At 49.1% G+C, this 17,304-nt stretch carries 13 protein-coding genes and 2 tRNA genes; 9 read left to right on the top strand and 6 right to left on the bottom strand.

Going from position 1 to position 17,304, the window contains the following annotated elements; all coding sequences use genetic code 11:
* Positions 1-98: 98 nt before the first annotated feature.
* The 4 genes from RIN69_RS12730 to RIN69_RS12715 all read right to left on the bottom strand — a co-directional run bounded on the left by RIN69_RS12730 (position 99) and on the right by RIN69_RS12715 (position 1,845).
* A tRNA-Tyr gene (locus tag RIN69_RS12730) sits at positions 99-183 on the bottom strand.
* Positions 184-239: 56 nt separating this feature from the next.
* Positions 240-324 (bottom strand) — tRNA-Tyr (locus tag RIN69_RS12725).
* A gap of 148 nt (positions 325-472) precedes the next feature.
* On the bottom strand, positions 473-1,321 hold the full coding sequence (purU, locus tag RIN69_RS12720) for a formyltetrahydrofolate deformylase (RefSeq protein ID WP_052900153.1): 849 nt from the start codon (positions 1,319-1,321) through the stop codon (positions 473-475).
* A 65-nt stretch (positions 1,322-1,386) separates the two neighbouring features.
* Positions 1,387-1,845: a YchJ family protein gene (locus tag RIN69_RS12715; RefSeq protein WP_313852215.1), complete on the bottom strand. Its 459-nt coding sequence runs from the start codon at positions 1,843-1,845 to the stop codon at positions 1,387-1,389.
* A 106-nt stretch (positions 1,846-1,951) separates the two neighbouring features.
* Here RIN69_RS12715 and rssA point away from each other — a divergent pair, with 106 nt between their 5' ends.
* The 5 genes from rssA to RIN69_RS12690 all read left to right on the top strand — a co-directional run bounded on the left by rssA (position 1,952) and on the right by RIN69_RS12690 (position 7,471).
* Positions 1,952-2,854 (top strand): patatin-like phospholipase RssA, encoded by a 903-nt coding sequence (gene rssA / locus RIN69_RS12710; RefSeq protein WP_313852214.1) that lies wholly within the window; start codon positions 1,952-1,954, stop codon positions 2,852-2,854.
* Between the two features lie 100 nt (positions 2,855-2,954).
* Positions 2,955-3,968, top strand: coding sequence for a two-component system response regulator RssB (gene rssB / locus RIN69_RS12705; RefSeq protein ID WP_313852213.1), 1,014 nt, complete (start codon positions 2,955-2,957; stop codon positions 3,966-3,968).
* A gap of 207 nt (positions 3,969-4,175) precedes the next feature.
* Complete coding sequence (galU, locus tag RIN69_RS12700) at positions 4,176-5,084, top strand: UTP--glucose-1-phosphate uridylyltransferase GalU (RefSeq protein ID WP_313852212.1); 909 nt, start codon at positions 4,176-4,178, stop codon at positions 5,082-5,084.
* Positions 5,085-5,108: 24 nt separating this feature from the next.
* Positions 5,109-6,449 carry a UDP-glucose dehydrogenase family protein gene (locus RIN69_RS12695; protein ID WP_313852211.1) on the top strand — a complete coding sequence of 447 codons (1,341 nt, stop codon included), beginning with the start codon at positions 5,109-5,111 and terminating at the stop codon, positions 6,447-6,449.
* Between the two features lie 14 nt (positions 6,450-6,463).
* Positions 6,464-7,471, top strand: coding sequence for an NAD-dependent epimerase (locus tag RIN69_RS12690; protein ID WP_313852210.1), 1,008 nt, complete (start codon positions 6,464-6,466; stop codon positions 7,469-7,471).
* A 156-nt stretch (positions 7,472-7,627) separates the two neighbouring features.
* Here RIN69_RS12690 and hns read toward each other — a convergent pair whose 3' ends face one another.
* Positions 7,628-8,035 carry a histone-like nucleoid-structuring protein H-NS gene (gene hns / locus RIN69_RS12685; RefSeq protein ID WP_313852209.1) on the bottom strand — a complete coding sequence of 136 codons (408 nt, stop codon included), beginning with the start codon at positions 8,033-8,035 and terminating at the stop codon, positions 7,628-7,630.
* A gap of 535 nt (positions 8,036-8,570) precedes the next feature.
* On the opposite strand from hns, the gene tdk reads away from it, so the two are divergent.
* A complete protein-coding gene (gene tdk / locus RIN69_RS12680; protein WP_313852208.1) occupies positions 8,571-9,191 on the top strand; it encodes a thymidine kinase in 621 nt (206 codons plus the stop codon).
* Positions 9,192-9,289: 98 nt separating this feature from the next.
* Here tdk and adhE read toward each other — a convergent pair whose 3' ends face one another.
* Complete coding sequence (adhE, locus tag RIN69_RS12675) at positions 9,290-11,974, bottom strand: bifunctional acetaldehyde-CoA/alcohol dehydrogenase (RefSeq protein WP_313852207.1); 2,685 nt, start codon at positions 11,972-11,974, stop codon at positions 9,290-9,292.
* A gap of 491 nt (positions 11,975-12,465) precedes the next feature.
* Here adhE and RIN69_RS12670 point away from each other — a divergent pair, with 491 nt between their 5' ends.
* The 3 genes from RIN69_RS12670 (at position 12,466) to oppA (ending at position 17,296) form a co-directional block, all read left to right on the top strand.
* A complete protein-coding gene (locus tag RIN69_RS12670; protein WP_313852206.1) occupies positions 12,466-13,113 on the top strand; it encodes a YchE family NAAT transporter in 648 nt (215 codons plus the stop codon).
* 748 nt (positions 13,114-13,861) lie between these two features.
* Entirely contained in the window at positions 13,862-15,490 is a 1,629-nt protein-coding gene (locus RIN69_RS12665) for an ABC transporter substrate-binding protein (RefSeq protein WP_390902541.1), read from the top strand.
* 177 nt (positions 15,491-15,667) lie between these two features.
* On the top strand, positions 15,668-17,296 hold the full coding sequence (gene oppA / locus RIN69_RS12660) for an oligopeptide ABC transporter substrate-binding protein OppA (protein WP_313852204.1): 1,629 nt from the start codon (positions 15,668-15,670) through the stop codon (positions 17,294-17,296).
* Positions 17,297-17,304: the final 8 nt, after the last annotated feature.

Here is a 17,304-nt window from a genome sequence, read left to right as displayed (position 1 = left end):
TGGTAGCAGAATTTAACCGTGGCTGTCACCGTTTGTCGCGGTGTTACCGGGTATCGTTGCAATAGAGTCATGCGAGAAAACAGGGAGTAACGCTGAAATGGTGGTGGGGGAAGGATTCGAACCTTCGAAGTCGATGACGGCAGATTTACAGTCTGCTCCCTTTGGCCGCTCGGGAACCCCACCAGGGGAAGCGTCTTACCGTTATAGCAGGATAATCAAACTGACGTGGCGTCAGCAGATGGTGGTGGGGGAAGGATTCGAACCTTCGAAGTCGATGACGGCAGATTTACAGTCTGCTCCCTTTGGCCGCTCGGGAACCCCACCACTGGCCTGGCTACTATGCTGGTAAGCGGGGCGCATCATATCAAATGAAGCGTGGCTGTAAAGTACTGGATAAAGGAAAGTTTATCGTTTGCCGTTTTTTTACCCGTAGCGCTGAATTAGCCAGCAAAACAGCGCTACCGGTGATCGATTACAGGATGATAGTGCGGTTGCCGTAAACAAATACGCGCTGCGCCAGCACTTTATCCAGCGCGCGGCTCAGCACGTTTTTTTCCACATCACGCCCGGCGCGCATCATATCTTCTGCGGTGTAATTGTGGTCGACGTGAATCACGTCCTGCATGATGATCGGGCCTTCATCAAGATTATCGTTCACGTAATGCGCCGTGGCGCCAATAATCTTAACGCCGCGTTCATAAGCCTGATGGTAAGGACGAGCACCAATAAATGCCGGCAGGAACGAATGGTGAATATTGATGATTTGATTCGGGTAGCGTTGCACAAATGCGGGTGTCAGCACGCGCATATATTTAGCCAGCACCACGTAATCAGGCTGATAGCGATCAATTTCTGTCGCCATGTTGTTATCGTGCTGTTCACGCGTCATGCCTTCATGGCTGACCAGAACAAACGGAATATCAAAACGCTCCACCAGCGTGCGCAGGGTTTCATGGTTGCCAATCACCGCCGCAATTTCAACGTCCAGACCACCGTAAGTGCTTTTCATCAGCAGATCGCCAAGGCAGTGGGCCTCTTTGGTCACCAGAATGACCACCCGACGACGGCCTGCCGCACCCAGTTCGCGCACCGAGCCTTGCGGCAGCGCGCTGTCGAGATCGGCCAGCAGCGTGTTGTCGTTGAAAATTCCTTCCAGCTCGGTGCGCATAAAGAAGCGCCCGGTGCGGTGATCAACAAATTCGTTGTTCTGCACGATGTTCAGTTCGTGCTTGTAACAAATGTTGGTGATTTTAGCGATCAGCCCTTTGGCATCCGGGCAAATAGTCCGTAAAACTTTTCGTTGCAGTGTTTGCGCTTGCATTTGTTTATGGATCCTGTCGAAGCGTTTGTTCGTTTATCAAACATCAAATCTAAACGGCAATAATTCTATTGGCCGCAACATTTTTTGTATTTTTTTTCACCGCCGCACGGGCAACGATCGTTTCTTCCCACCTGCGGAGTGGTACCGTCGATATAGTACCAGCGATGATCCTCCCGAATAAAGCGCGAGCGTTCATGAATGGCCGCAACACGCTGATTGTCGAGGAAACGCGCAAAAAAAGTCACGAAAGCTTCATTATCATGGCTTCCTGTCTCCTGAGCGATTACATTCAGACTAAGCCACTCGGTGCTGGCAAAACTTTCCTCAAGTACACTTTGCAATTGTGCTTGTCGACAACTACTGTGCCAGGTGGCAGCAAGATAAGCGGCATCCTGTTTAACATAGGCGGTATAACGCGAGCGCATTAATTTTTCAGGGGTGGACGGAATTGCCGACCCACTCAGCCATGGCTCGCAACATAGGCTATACTGCATTCCGCTACAGCACGGGCACTTTTCAGACACATGAACTCCGGGTTGTCAGATAACAGGTATAAATTAAAACAGGCGTTATGTTAACCGAGCGGCAGTCGGTTAGCCATTTGCACGTTAAGTTATCACCAGAGGTTGAATGAGACAGGTTAAAATTGGACTGGCGCTGGGTTCTGGCGCTGCCAAAGGATGGGCCCATATCGGCGTGATTAATGCCCTGCAACGCGCAGGCATTCAGGTCGACATCGTGGCAGGCTGTTCGGTTGGCGCACTGGTTGGTGCTGCCTATGCCAGTGAACGGCTGCCGATGATGGAAAAATGGGTGCGCTCATTCAGCTACTGGGATGTGCTCCGGCTGATGGATTTTTCATGGCGTCGCGGTGGTTTATTACGTGGGGATCGGGTGTTTAATCATGTTCGCCGGGTAGTGGAACATGAAAATATCGAGCAGTGTAAGCTGCGTTTTGGCGCGGTGACGACCAACCTCAGTACCGGCCGTGAGCTATGGCTGACGGAGGGCGATCTACATCGGGCAGTACGCGCATCCTGCAGTATGCCAGGCCTGCTGGCTCCTGTTGGTTATAACGGTTACTGGCTGGTCGATGGGGCGGTGGTGAATCCGGTGCCGATTTCACTGACCCGCGCGTTGGGGGCTGATATAGTTATCGCCGTCGACTTACAGCATGATGCCCACCTGATGCAACAGGACTTACTGTCAGTCACACCCCAATCTGAGGAGCAGCAATATGAACAGGCGACCAGCTGGGGTGGAAAGCTCCGTCAGCAACTGTCTAAAATGGCCCAGCGACGGATCAACCATAGCCCTGGGGCGATGGAGATTATGAGCACCTCTATTCAGGTGCTGGAAAACCGGATTAAACTTACTCGTATGGCTGGCGATCCGCCGGATGTACTTATTCAACCTTTTTGCCCGCAGATATCAACGCTGGACTTCCATCGTGCAGATGAAGCGATTGCTGCTGGCAAAGAGGCCGTCGAAAAAAAAATGGATGAGCTTTTACCGCTTGTTCGGAACAGATAATTGAGGCTGGTCAGGCACACATGTTACTTCAGGCAATTCTGACAGGCATAAGTGCGTTTTATGAACCACTATTTAATTATCTGGCGCACAAGGGGGAACAATGGAAAAACCATTAAACGGGAAACAAATACTCATCGTAGAAGATGAGGTGGTTTTCCGTACCCTGCTGGAAAATTTCCTTCAGGCATTGGGTGCAACTATCTTCTCGGCCACCGATGGTCTGGAAGCCGTTGATGCGCTACAGCGCGTGTCACCAGATTTGATGATTTGCGATCTGGATATGCCGCGAATGAATGGCATTAAGCTGGTGGAACATCTGCGCGCGCGCGGTAATCAGTTACCGATTCTGATAATCTCGGCAACCGAAAATATGTCGGACATTGCCCACGTGCTGCGTCTTGGGGTGCAGGATGTATTGTTAAAGCCGATCAAAGATCTTGAGCGATTGCGCGAGGCGGTTTATGAGTGCCTCTATCCGTCGATGTTCACCTCAAAAGTTGAAGAGGATGAGCAGCTGTTTCAGGACTGGGATGCTCTGGTGCGCGATCCTTCAGCGGCGGCAAAATTGCTTAAGCAGTTGCAGCCCCCGGTACAACAGGTGATTGCCAACTGCCGTATTAATTATCGCCAGTTAACGATGGCTGAGCAGCCGGGACTGGTGCTGGATATCGCAGCGCTTTCCGAAAAAGACCTCGCATTCTACTGTCTGGACGTCACCCGCGCCGGTGATAACGGCGTGCTGGCGGCGCTGTTATTACGGGCGCTGTTCAATGGGTTACTGCAGGAGCAGTTATCCGGTCAGGGTCAGCGACTGCCAGAATTAAGCGGGTTGTTGAAACAGGTTAACCTGTTATTACGCCAAGCCAATCTTACCGGTCAGTTTCCGTTATTAGTCGGATATTACCATCAGGGTTTAAAAAATCTGATTCTGGTTTCTGCCGGGCTGAATGCCACGCTCAACATCAACACTCATCAAATTCAGCTCAATAACGGCGTACCGCTGGGAACGCTCGGCAGCACGCATCTTAATCAAATTACTCAGCGATGTGATGCCTGGCAGTGTCAGGTTTGGGGCGCGGGTGGCAGATTAAGACTTATGTTATCGACTGAATAATAAACGAAGTAATAATAAACTCAGATCGGCTGACGACAGGCTCAGCCATTAGCTTTAAACTTACGATGAACTTGGGTAATAGTCTTAATTTTACTGGAATTTGTCTATCCGGGATAAATCCCGGGCCTCTGAACTGATATACTCATTTCGTTTTTAATTCGACATACTCAAGTAAAAAACTTGAACGGCCTAAAGAGAGGTATCTTGATGTCTGCCTATAAGTCTAAAGTAAAAAAAGCGGTAATCCCTGTAGCGGGTTTGGGAACACGTATGTTGCCAGCAACCAAAGCTATTCCAAAAGAGATGCTGCCGCTGGTTGATAAGCCGTTGATTCAGTATGTCGTTAATGAATGTATTGCCGCAGGAATTAACGAAATTGTGCTGGTTACGCACTCTTCCAAGAACTCCATTGAAAACCATTTCGATACCAGCTTTGAACTGGAAGCGATGCTGGAAAAACGCGTTAAGCGTCAGCTGCTGGACGAAATCCAGTCTATTTGCCCACCACATGTGACCATTATGCAGGTGCGTCAGGGTATTGCTAAAGGTCTTGGACACGCGGTGATGTGCGCGCATCCGTTAGTGGGCGACGAGCCCGTTGCGGTTATTCTGCCTGATGTGATTATCGACGAGTATGAGTCTAATCCATCCAAAGATAACCTTGCAGATATGCTGAAGCGCTTTGATGAAAGCGGCCACAGCCAGATTATGGTTGAGCCGGTAGCGGATGTGACCGCCTACGGCGTGGTGGATTGCGAAGGTCGCGAACTGAATCCGGGCGAAAGCGCTCCGATGGTGGGTGTGGTTGAGAAGCCTAAAGCCGCTGAAGCGCCATCTAATCTGGCAGTAGTGGGCCGTTATGTGTTGTCTGCTGATATCTGGCCTCTGCTGGCGAAAACCCCTCCGGGCGCAGGCGGTGAAGTGCAGCTGACTGACTCTATTGCCATGCTGATGGAAAAAGAGACGGTTGAAGCTTACCACCTGAAGGGCGTCAGCCATGACTGCGGTAACAAACTTGGCTATATGCAGGCTTTCGTTGAATATGGTGTGCGTCACGCGTCACTGGGTAGTGATTTCAAAGAGTGGCTTGAAAGCACCGTTGGCAACAAAAAGTAATGTTTTTTAACGCGAGATAAGTTAATGAAAGTTACCGTATTTGGTATCGGCTATGTGGGTCTGGTTCAGGCTGCGGTTCTGGCCGAAGTTGGACACGACGTTCTTTGCATCGATGTTGACGCTAACAAAGTCGAAAATCTCAAGAAGGGTATTATCCCTATCTTTGAACCCGGCCTGACGCCTCTGGTCATGCAAAACTATGAAGCTGGCCGACTGAAATTCAGCACCAATGCTGAAGAGGGTGTGAATCACGGTGTGATGCAGTTTATCGCTGTGGGTACACCGCCAGACGAAGATGGTTCAGCGGACCTGAAATATGTTACTGCTGTGGCACGTACCATTGCGCAGTTTATGAACGGTCATAAAGTGGTTATCGACAAATCTACCGTGCCGGTAGGTACTGCAGACCGCGTACGTGCTGTGATGTCGGAAACGCTGAAGACGCGCCAGCTGGATATCAGCTTTGATGTGGTGTCGAATCCGGAGTTCCTGAAAGAGGGCGCTGCGGTCAGCGATTGTATGCGTCCTGAGCGTATCGTGGTCGGTACTGACAATGAAGAAGTGGTTGAACTGCTGCGTGAGCTGTACGAGCCGTTTAACCGCAATCACGATCGTATGATCCTGATGGATATCCGCAGTGCAGAGCTGACCAAGTATGCGGCCAACTGCATGCTGGCAACCAAAATCAGCTTTATGAATGAGATTTCGAACCTGGCGGAGCGTCTGGGTGCCGATATCGAAAAAGTCCGTATGGGTATTGGTTCCGATCCGCGTATCGGCTACCACTTCATTTACCCTGGCTGTGGCTACGGCGGCTCCTGCTTCCCGAAAGACGTGCAGGCACTGATTCGTACCGCTGAGTCGATTGGTTACAACCCACGCCTGTTGAAAGCGGTGGAAGACGTCAACGATTCGCAGAAAACCAAACTGCCAGCGTTTATTAAGCGCCACTTTGGTGATGATCTACAGGGGAAAACCTTCGCACTTTGGGGCCTGTCGTTTAAACCGAATACGGATGATATGCGTGAAGCATCCGCCCGCGTGCTGATGGAGACTTTATGGGAAGCGGGTGCTTCGGTTCAGGCGTTCGATCCTGAAGCGATGGATGAAGCACAGCGCATCTACGGTCATCGTACCGACCTGAAGCTGATGGGCACTAAAGAAGCGGCACTGCAAGGTGCCGATGGTCTGGTAATTTGTACCGAGTGGAAAAACTTCCGCGCACCTGACTTCGATGTGATTAAAAATGCCTTAAAAGAACCCGTGATTTTTGATGGTCGTAACCTGTATGATCCAGAAAGAGTCAGCAAGCGCGGTTTTGTTTATTATGCAATCGGCCGCGGAGCGTCTATTCAAATTGCATAATTAATGAGGACAGTATGAAATATCTGGTTACCGGCGCAGCAGGCTTCATTGGTTTTCACGTTAGCCAACGTTTGTTGTCAGCCGGTCACCAGGTTGTCGGAATCGACAACCTGAATGATTACTACGATGTAAACCTCAAGTTATCCCGCCTCGAACTGATTAAAACTCATCCTGAATTTGTATTCGTTGAATGTGACCTCGCCGACAGGCAGGGGATGGCGCAATTATTCGCCGAGCAAGGTTTTGAGCGGGTAATACATTTAGCGGCACAGGCTGGCGTGCGTTATTCCATCGATAATCCGCATGCCTATGCTGATGCTAATCTGATCGGCCATTTAAATGTGCTGGAAGGTTGTCGTCACCATAACATTGGCCATCTGTTATATGCTTCTTCAAGTTCGGTATACGGTCTTAACAAAAAGATGCCATTCTCGACAGATGATTCTGTCGATCATCCGGTTTCACTTTACGCCGCGACCAAAAAAGCTAATGAACTGATGTCGCATACTTATTCTCATTTGTACGGAATTCCGACAACTGGTTTGCGATTCTTTACTGTTTATGGCCCGTGGGGCCGTCCGGATATGGCACTGTTTAAGTTTACCCGCGCTATTCTCGCCGGTGAAAGTATTGATGTGTATAACCATGGACAAATGCGTCGCGATTTTACTTATATTGACGATATCGTTGAATCAATATTTCGGTTACAGGATATTGTGCCGCAGAAAGATCCACAGTGGACGGTTGAAACCGGATCGCCAGCCACCAGCTCTGCGCCTTACCGTGTCTATAATATCGGCAACAGCCAGCCCGTTACCCTAATGGCATACATTGAGGCACTGGAGAACGCGCTTGGAATGATAGCCGATAAAAATATGCTGCCGATGCAACCGGGTGATGTGCTGGAAACCAGCGCGGATACCAGCGCACTGTATGACGTTATAGACTTTAAGCCGCAGACAGGTGTGGATGAAGGGATTAAACGCTTTGTAGAGTGGTACAGGGCGTTCTACAAGGTGTAGTGGCGGGTATGCCATGACATGTCATAAAATAAAAAAGGAAGCCAATGGCTTCCTTTGTTTTTGCTTACCCTGATGGAACAAATGTTCAACAATTATCAACAATAAAAAACCCCATTTTATCAAATGGGGTTAATTGGGAAGCACCCTGAACAGCTATTACAGCAGGAAATCATCCAGCTGTTTACCTTGCTCTTCAATTGCTTTTTTGATTACTGCTGGAGTACGGCCCTGGCCAGTCCAGGTTTTGGATTCGCCGTTTTCATCGATGTATGAATACTTAGCCGGACGTGCAGCACGTTTCGCTTTGCCCGCAGCTTTGGTTGCAGCCATAGTCTGCAGCAGTTCATTAGGATCGATGCCATCAGCAATCAGCATTTCACGATATTGCTGCAGCTTACGAGTACGCTCTTCAATCTCAGCCTGAGCCTGAGTATCTTCTTCACGACGTTCGTTAACGACGACTTCCAGTTTTTCCAGCATCTCTTCCAGAGTTTCCAGGGTGCATTCTCTGGCTTGTGCACGCAGGGTGCGGATGTTGTTCAGAATTTTAAGTGCTTCGCTCATTGTCTAATCTCAAAATTATATTGGGTGGGAGAAAATGTTCTGCCTGATAATAATAGAGGTCGGAAATAGGAACTGCAATAGATAATTTTGTAAGAAACTCAAAATAACTATTTAACCTGCGATAAGTTTAACCCTATTTGCCAAATTTTAAAGCCTGCTGCCTTAGAAATATGCCATTTGATAAAAAAATAGGCCTTAACACCCCTGCGCGATCAAGGATATGTACTGCCACGAAAAGCCAATTATTGATAACGCACAGGTAAGAATGGGCTTACATAGCAGCTCCATGTAAAGTGAAATAGAGAAAAGTCTGAGAATATTAAAGACTTCTTTATAGCGTGTTTGACGTTTTATGCGATGCAAACGCCGATGCTTATGACGCTGTTTAAAACAGCAATCACAGTAATGAGTCGTAAGCAGGGTGGAAAACAGCTGGCAGCGACATCCGGTTTAGTCGCCGTAAAGGCGTATATAGCCCGATACTGTGATACACTTCCGCCGGACACTTGTTAACCTTTTTGTGGAGTTTGGCCTGATGGCTCAGCTTTATTTTTATTATTCGGCGATGAACGCGGGCAAATCTACCGCGCTGTTGCAGTCATCTTATAATTATCACGAGAGAGGCATGCGCACGCTGATCTATACCGCCGAGATTGACAACCGCTTTGGGCTGGGCAAAGTCAGCTCGCGAATTGGTCTCTCATCTCCAGCGAAGCTGTATAATAACCAGACATCATTGTTCAATGAAATTAGCGCAGAACATCAACAACAAACGGTACATTGCGTACTGTTGGATGAAAGCCAATTTCTTACAAGAGAACAAGTTAAAGAACTTTCCGATGTTGTTGATAATCTCGATATACCTGTACTTTGTTATGGGTTACGTACAGATTTTCGCGGTGAATTGTTTAGCGGCAGCGAGTATTTATTGGCCTGGTCAGATAAGCTGGTCGAGTTAAAAACAATCTGCCACTGCGGACGTAAGGCCAGCATGGTATTACGGCTGGACAGTAATGGCGCGCCTTATAAAGAGGGTGAGCAAGTGGTAATTGGTGGGAATGAGCGCTACGTCTCAGTTTGTCGTAAACACTATAAAGAGGCGCTGGAAACCGGTGCCCACAGTGCTATTTATGGCACCCGAAGCGTATCGGCATAGAGTGATAAGCCATGGGGTGACGTTGAACCGCAGACCTGTCTCCAGCCAACAATAAAAAAACCCGCCGAAGCGGGTTTTTTTAACATCTGACTACAGCGTTACTTTTTTACTTTCTTTTCAGCTTTAACACTTTTGACCGGCTGCGCTTTAACCGCTTCGGCGACAGAGGTGAAAGGCTCAACAAAGTCACGACCATAGAAGGTATCCAGCATAATCTGTTTCAGCTCAGCAATCAGCGGATAACGCGGGTTAGCACCGGTACACTGGTCGTCGAATGCATCTTCAGCCAGCTTATCCACTTTGGCGAGGAAGTCCGCTTCCTGAACGCCTGCTTCACGGATAGATTTCGGAATGCCCAACTCTGCCTTGATCTCTTCCAGCCAGGCGAGCAGCTTCTCAATTTTCTCTGCGGTACGGTCACCGGCAGCGCTTAAACCTAAGTGATCAGCGATTTCCGCGTAGCGACGACGTGCCTGAGGGCGGTCATACTGGCTGAAAGCTGTCTGCTTGGTTGGGTTGTCATTCGCGTTGTAGCGGATGACGTTGGCAATCAGCAGGGCGTTAGCCAGACCATGCGGGATATGGAACTCAGAGCCCAGTTTGTGCGCCATTGAGTGACAAACCCCAAGGAAGGCGTTGGCAAAGGCAATACCGGCGATGGTAGCGGCATTATGTACGCGTTCGCGGGCGACCGGGTTTTTTGCCCCTTCTTTATAACTGGCAGGCAGGTTGTGTTGCAGCAGTTTCAGAGCCTGTAATGCCTGGCCATCGGAGTACTCATTTGCCAGCACGGACACGTAGGCTTCCAGTGCGTGAGTTACCGCATCGAGACCACCAAAGGCGCAGAGAGATTTTGGCATGTTCATCACCAGGTTGGCATCAACAATCGCCATATCCGGAGTGAGCGCGTAATCCGCCAGTGGGTATTTCTGGCCGGTAGCATCATCGGTAACTACCGCAAACGGTGTCACTTCTGAACCGGTGCCGGAAGTGGTGGTGACGGCGATCATTTTCGCTTTCACACCCATTTTCGGGAATTTATAGATACGTTTACGGATATCCATAAAGCGCAGCGCCAGCTCTTCAAAGTGGGTTTCCGGATGCTCATACATTACCCACATGATTTTAGCCGCATCCATTGGTGAACCACCACCCAGAGCGATAATCACATCAGGTTTAAAGGAGTGCATCTGCTCGGCACCTTTACGCACGATGCTCAGCGTCGGATCCGCTTCAACTTCGAAGAACACTTCTGTTTCAATGCCGTGAGATTTCAGCACAGAAGTGATCTGGTCAGCATAACCGTTGTTAAACAGATAGCGGTCAGTGACGATGAACGCGCGTTTTGCACCGTCGGTCGCCACTTCTTCAAGGGCAATAGGCAGTGAACCGCGACGGAAGTAAATGGACTTCGGAAGTTTATGCCACAACATATTCTCTGCTCGCTTGGCCACGGTTTTCTTGTTGATCAGATGTTTAGGTCCGACGTTTTCAGAAATGGAGTTGCCACCCCATGAACCACAACCCAGCGTTAACGACGGTGCCAGCTTAAAGTTATACAGATCGCCGATCCCACCCTGTGAGGCCGGAGTATTGATCAGGATACGGGCGGTTTTCATCTTGTCGCCGAAATAATTAACGCGTTCGCGTTCATTATCCTGATCGGTGTACAGGCAAGAGGTGTGACCGATACCGCCCATCGCTACCAGCTGTTCCGCTTTGCTGACCGCGTCGGCAAAGTCTTTCGCACGGTACATCGCAAGGGTAGGCGACAGTTTTTCATGAGCAAAAGGCTCAGATTCATCAACCAGTTTCACTTCACCGATCAGAATTCGGGTATTCGATGGCACGGTGATACCCGCCATCTCAGCAATTTTCACTGCTGGCTGGCCGACAATTGCCGCGTTTAACGCGCCATTCTTCAGGATGATATCCTGCACCGCTTTCAGATCCTGGCCCTGTAGCAGGTAGCCACCGTGGCTGGCAAAACGCTCGCGAACCGCGTCATAAACTGAATCAACCACGATTACTGACTGCTCTGATGCGCAGATCACGCCGTTATCGAAGGTTTTCGACATCAGAATCGATGCCACCGCACGTTTGATATCTGCCGTTTCATCAATCACCACCGGCGTATTACCCGCGCCGACACCAATTGCCGGTTTACCGGAGCTGTACGCCGCCTTCACCATGCCCGGGCCACCGGTCGCGAGGATCAGGTTAATATCCGGGTGATGCATCAGTTGGTTAGACAGTTCCACCGAAGGCACATCGATCCAGCCGATAATATCTTTTGGCGCACCGGCTGCGATTGCCGCCTGCAACACGATATCGGCCGCTTTGTTGGTGGCATCTTTAGCACGTGGATGCGGAGAGAAAATAATGCCGTTACGGGTTTTCAGGCTGATTAATGCCTTGAAGATAGCGGTGGAGGTTGGGTTAGTGGTCGGAACGATACCGCAAATAATACCGGTAGGTTCTGCAATGGTGATAGTACCAAAGGTGTCATCAGTTTCGAGGATACCGCAGGTTTTTTCATCTTTGTAGGCGTTGTAGATGTATTCTGAAGCAAAGTGGTTTTTGATGACTTTATCTTCGACAATACCCATACCCGATTCGGCAACGGCTAATTTAGCGAGGGGAATTCGGGCATCTGCGGCAGCGAATGCGGCAGCGCGGAAAATTTTGTCTACTTGCTCTTGAGTGAAATTGGCGTATTCACGCTGTGCTTTTTTAACACGTTCAACAAGTGCGTTAAGTTCAGCGACATTAGTAACGGCCATAATGCTCTCCTGATGGAAGTTTAAACTCTTTTAGTAAATAAACCTGATTAGCGAGTATAGTCAGCGCATCTGATACTGTCGTTTCACTGCGCTGAAGTCGGCATTTGAATCGCGCTAACCTCTGCTTCATTTACTGAAAGAGTTTTACTGCATTTACAGACTGATGCTACGCTCTGCTGCGGTTTTATCTCTCCTTTATTTGTCACTGAGCTTACCCCCTCCGAGGTAGCTGTTTTTTGATCTGCATCAACCTTTATGTAAGCTGACACCTTTCAGCCGAAGTGATTTGTTGACAAAAAGTATAAATTTTTCTGATTAATTAACAGATTTGTTACTGCTTCGCATAACAAGCTGGGTTTGGTGCTATTTGTGGAATTTTATGCTGGTTAAATGACCTAATCTTTGTGTGATATGCTGCTTTGCCCGCTGGAATCCGCGACAATTTTCGATTAAATTAGCCGCCTTAAACTGGCTCAGGTCTGGAGCGCTGAGTGAACCCTGAAATTCTTGATTTATCCGGCTACATTAAATTCTTTGTCGGGCTCTTTGCGCTGGTTAATCCGGTCGGCATTATTCCGGTATTTATCAGCATGACCAGCTATCAGGGCGCGGTAGAGCGCAATAAAACCAACCTGACGGCCAATCTGGCAGTGGCGATCATTCTCTGGACCTCACTGTTTCTCGGCGATGCCATACTGCATGTATTTGGCATTTCTATCGATTCCTTCCGCATTGCTGGCGGTATTCTGGTGGTGACGATAGCGATGTCGATGATCAGCGGTAAGCTGGGAGAAGATAAACAGAACAAGCAGGAGAAGTCAGAAAGCGCAATCCGCGAAAGTATTGGTGTAGTGCCACTGGCGTTGCCGTTGATGGCCGGGCCGGGTGCTATCAGTTCGACGATTGTCTGGAGTACCCGCTATCACAGCTGGCAGAACCTGATTGGTTTCAGCCTGGCGATTGCGTTGTTTGCCGGCTGTTGCTGGCTGCTATTCCGCGCGGCGCCGCTAATGGTTCGCTTGTTGGGTCAAACCGGAATTAACGTGATTACCCGAATCATGGGGTTACTGCTGATGGCGCTGGGCATTGAATTTATCGTCACCGGCATCAAATCAATTTTCCCCGGCCTGCTGGGCTAACCCTTTTCTCTGCTCCCACCTTCAAAAATAAGCGCATATTATGCGCTTATTTTTTAGTATTAAACTTCCCACGCGCAAAAACAGTGCATCCTGTGAAACTATTGCCTCTTTATGGTGCAATTATTCGTTCTGCTTAATCTGCGCGACACATTATAAGAATCATTTCTTTCGATCTGCTGACAATGATGGCAGTGTCTGGATGATGTTATTTTTTTCACATGATTCTCTGATAGCTAAATGCTTTTTTCTGGCGTTCTTATCATTAATTATGCATTTAATGCAGCGGATTGTGCTGAGAGAGTGATAATTTAACAAAATTTGTGCATTTTGTGCGCACTCAGATCTTTCTGGTAACTTTAAATCAACATTAAATTAAATAATATCGATATAAATCAATCATTTGAAAGATATTTTTAGTTAACAAATAACGCTTTGACGTCAATCGTTAACATGATAAAAGAGAATTAGTTAACATTTTTAGGATTTTGCTTTGGCGCAGAATGACGTGTTCTGTTAATTTCCGACACATCGTGAAAAAAAATTCGGGCTGTTGGCAAAATGAGAACGGATTTTGCTTAACCCTTAAGTTATTTGAAGTTGTAGCGGAGCCAGCGGAATTCTTACAGCCGAATTACTGAGTTTAATCAGTTAATCGTCTGCTGCGATCCTGAAGTCTGGCTGCCATGTCAGAGGTACTGGCTATCCAGTTGGTAAGCCCATTATAAGGATGAATTAACGTTTCATGAAATTGAGCAACGCTATGCGAAAACGCATTTCGCCCGGTTTTATCCTTACATTCGGACTGGCCGGTCCGGTTGTTGCCGCCAGCGTACCGGCGGGCACTGACCTTGCTGCACAACAGTCGGTGGTGATCAATAACGGCACCGAAGTGGCTTCCCTCGATCCGCATAAAACCGAAGGCGTGCCGGAAAGCAGTATTATTCTTAACCTGCTGGAAGGCTTAGTGTCGAATGATAACTACGGGCATCTGGTACCGGGCGTGGCAGAGCGCTGGGAAAATCAGGGAGGCAAAGTCTGGACGTTCTGGCTGCGTGACGATGCGCGCTGGAGCAATGGCGAGCCGGTCACCGCACAGGATTTCGTCTGGAGTTGGCAGCGACTGGTTGATCCCAAGACCGCGTCGCCTTACGCCAGCTATGTACAGTATGCCCATATTGAAAACGTCGATGACATTATCAACGGTAAAAAGCCGGTCAGTGCTCTTGGCGTTAAGGCGCTGGACGATCGTCGTTTGCAAGTGACGCTCAGTGAGCCGGTGCCTTATCTGCTGTCGATGCTGGCCCATACCGCGATGAAACCGGTGAATCGACACGCGGTGGAAAGCTATGGTGAACAATGGACGCGGCCAGAACACTATGTTGGTAACGGCGCTTACACGCTTGGCAACTGGGTGGTTAACGAAAAGATTGTGCTAAAGCGTAATCCGCAATACTGGAATAACAGTAAAACGGTCATTGAGCAGGGCACATTTTTACCGATTGCATCTGAGGTCAGTGATGTAAACCGCTATCGCAGCGGTGAAATTGATATCACCAACAGCGCCATTCCGCCCGATCTCTACCCGATGCTGAAAAAGCAGCTTGGGCAGCAGGTGCGCGTCAGTCCTTATCTTTGTACCTTCTATTACGAAATCAATAATCAGCGTGCACCTTTTACCGATGCGCGGGTGCGCACCGCGCTGAAGCTGACGCTGGACCGGGATATCATTGCCGAAAAAATTATGGGGCAGGGACAAATCCCGGCCTATGGTTTGACGCCACCGTTTACCGAAGGAGCCAGTTTAACGCCACCGTCGTGGTTCACATTGACGCAGGCCGAACGCAACGCGAAAGCCAAAGCGCTGCTGGCGGAAGCGGGTTACAGCGCCGATAAACCGCTGAAATTCACCCTGCTGTATAACACCTCCGATCAGAATAAAAAGCAGGCGATTGCCGCCGCATCCATGTGGAAAAAGAACCTCGGTGCCGATGTCGCTTTGCAGAATCAGGAGTGGAAAACGCTACTGACCGCCCGTCACAACGGTGAGTTTGACGTGGTGCGCGCCACCTGGTGTTCTGACTATAACGAACCGTCGACCTTCCTCAATATGTTACTGAGTGACTCGTCGACCAATACCGCTTTTTATAAAAGCCCGGCTTTTGACCAACTGATGGCGAAATCACTGACGGCAGGCGACGATCGGGCGCGGGCGGCGATTTATCAGCAGGCAGAAAATCAGCTTGATAACGACTCGGCGATTATCCCGGTTTACTACCGCGTCAGCGTACGACTGGTTAAACCCTGGGTCGGTGGCTATACCGGTAAAGATCCGCAGGATAATACCGATCTGAAATATTACTACGTTACTAAACATTAATTTGCTGCGTACCGGGCGAAACAGCTCGGGTGCGGCGAACGATGAAGGCTCTGCGGGGCCACAAGAACGCTGCTGGCGACATTTATTCGTTCCAATGTCGCCAGCAGGTTACCCGGTTACGGGAAATAGCTGAGCTCTCACTGCATCAGCAATAATAATCACTGGAGTATTGACACAATGACCAACATCACGAGAAAAAGCCTGATCGCCGTTGCGGTGATGGCCGCGCTGGGTGCGCAAAGCGCACTGGCGGCAAATGTGCCGGCAGGCGTCGAACTGGCCGCTAAACAAGAGCTGGTAAAGGGCAACGGCGCTGAACTGCAATCGCTCGATCCGCATAAAATCGAAGGCGTGCCGGAATCAAACGCCAGCCGCAATTTGCTGGAAGGTCTGATTATCAGTGATTTGGACGGTCATCCAATTCCGGGTGTGGCAGAAAGCTGGGAAAATAAAGATGGCAAGGTGTGGACCTTCCACCTGCGTAAAAATGCCAAATGGTCAAACGGCGAGCCGGTAACTGCGCAAGATTTCGTTTACAGCTGGCAGCGTCTGGCCGATCCCAATACCGCATCGCCTTACGCCAGCTATCTGCAATACGGTCATCTGGCCAATATCGATGACATTATTGCCGGTAAGAAAAAGCCAACTGAACTGGGTGTAAAAGCGATTGACGCTAATACGCTGGAAGTCACCCTCAGCGAGCCGGTCCCTTATTTCTACAAACTGCTGATTCATCCATCAATGTCGCCAGTGTATAAGCCAGCGGTAGATAAATTTGGTGAGAAGTGGACTCAGCCAGCAAACTGGGTCGGCAATGGTGCCTTTAAACTGAAAGAGTGGGTGGTCAACGAGCGTATCGTGATGGAGCGTAACCCTGAATACTGGGATAACGCCAACACCAAACTGGAAAAAGTGACGTTCCTGCCAATCTCTTCTGAAGTGACCGATGTTAACCGCTATCGCAGCGGCGGCAGCGATATGACCTATAACAATATGCCGATCGAACTGTTCCAGAAGCTGAAAAAAGAGATTCCAAAAGAGGTGCGTGTTGATCCGTATCTCTGCACTTATTACTACGAAATTAATAACCAGAAGCCGCCATTTAACGATCCGCGGGTGCGTGCTGCACTGAAGCTGGGTATTGACCGCGATATCATCGTACATAAGGTGAAAAATCAGGGCGATCTGCCGGCTTACAGTTATACCCCGCCATACACCGACGGTATCAAACTGACCGAGCCGGAGTGGTTTAGCTGGTCACAAGAAAAACGTAATGAAGAAGCGAAAAAACTGCTGGCAGAAGCCGGCTTTACCGCCGATAAACCGCTGACCTTTGACCTGCTATACAACACCTCAGATCTGCATAAAAAACTGGCAATTGCCGCCGCCTCTATCTGGAAGAAAAATCTGGGCGTTAACGTTAAGCTACAGAACCAGGAGTGGAAAACCTTCCTTGATACCCGCCATCAGGGTAACTTCGATGTGGCGCGTGCTGGCTGGTGTGCGGATTACAACGAACCGACCAGCTTCCTGAATACCATGCTGTCTGACAGCAGCAATAATACCTCACACTATAAGAACCCAGATTTTGACAAGGCGATGAGCCAGACGCTGGCTGCACCTTCCGATGAGAAACGCAGTGAGCTGTATGCCGAAGCGGAAAAAATTCTCGATAAAGATTCGGTGATCGTTCCGGTTTATTACTATGTCAATGCGCGTCTGGTGAAACCGTATGTTGGCGGCTATACCGGTAAAGATCCGCTGGATAACGTTTACGATAAAAATCTGTATATCATTAAGCATTAATTAGCAGC

Origin of the sequence: Winslowiella toletana, assembly GCF_032164335.1 — a bacterium.
Classification (GTDB): Bacteria; Pseudomonadota; Gammaproteobacteria; order Enterobacterales; family Enterobacteriaceae; genus Erwinia; species Erwinia toletana_A.
This window is presented reverse-complemented; position numbering and strand designations above follow the sequence as displayed.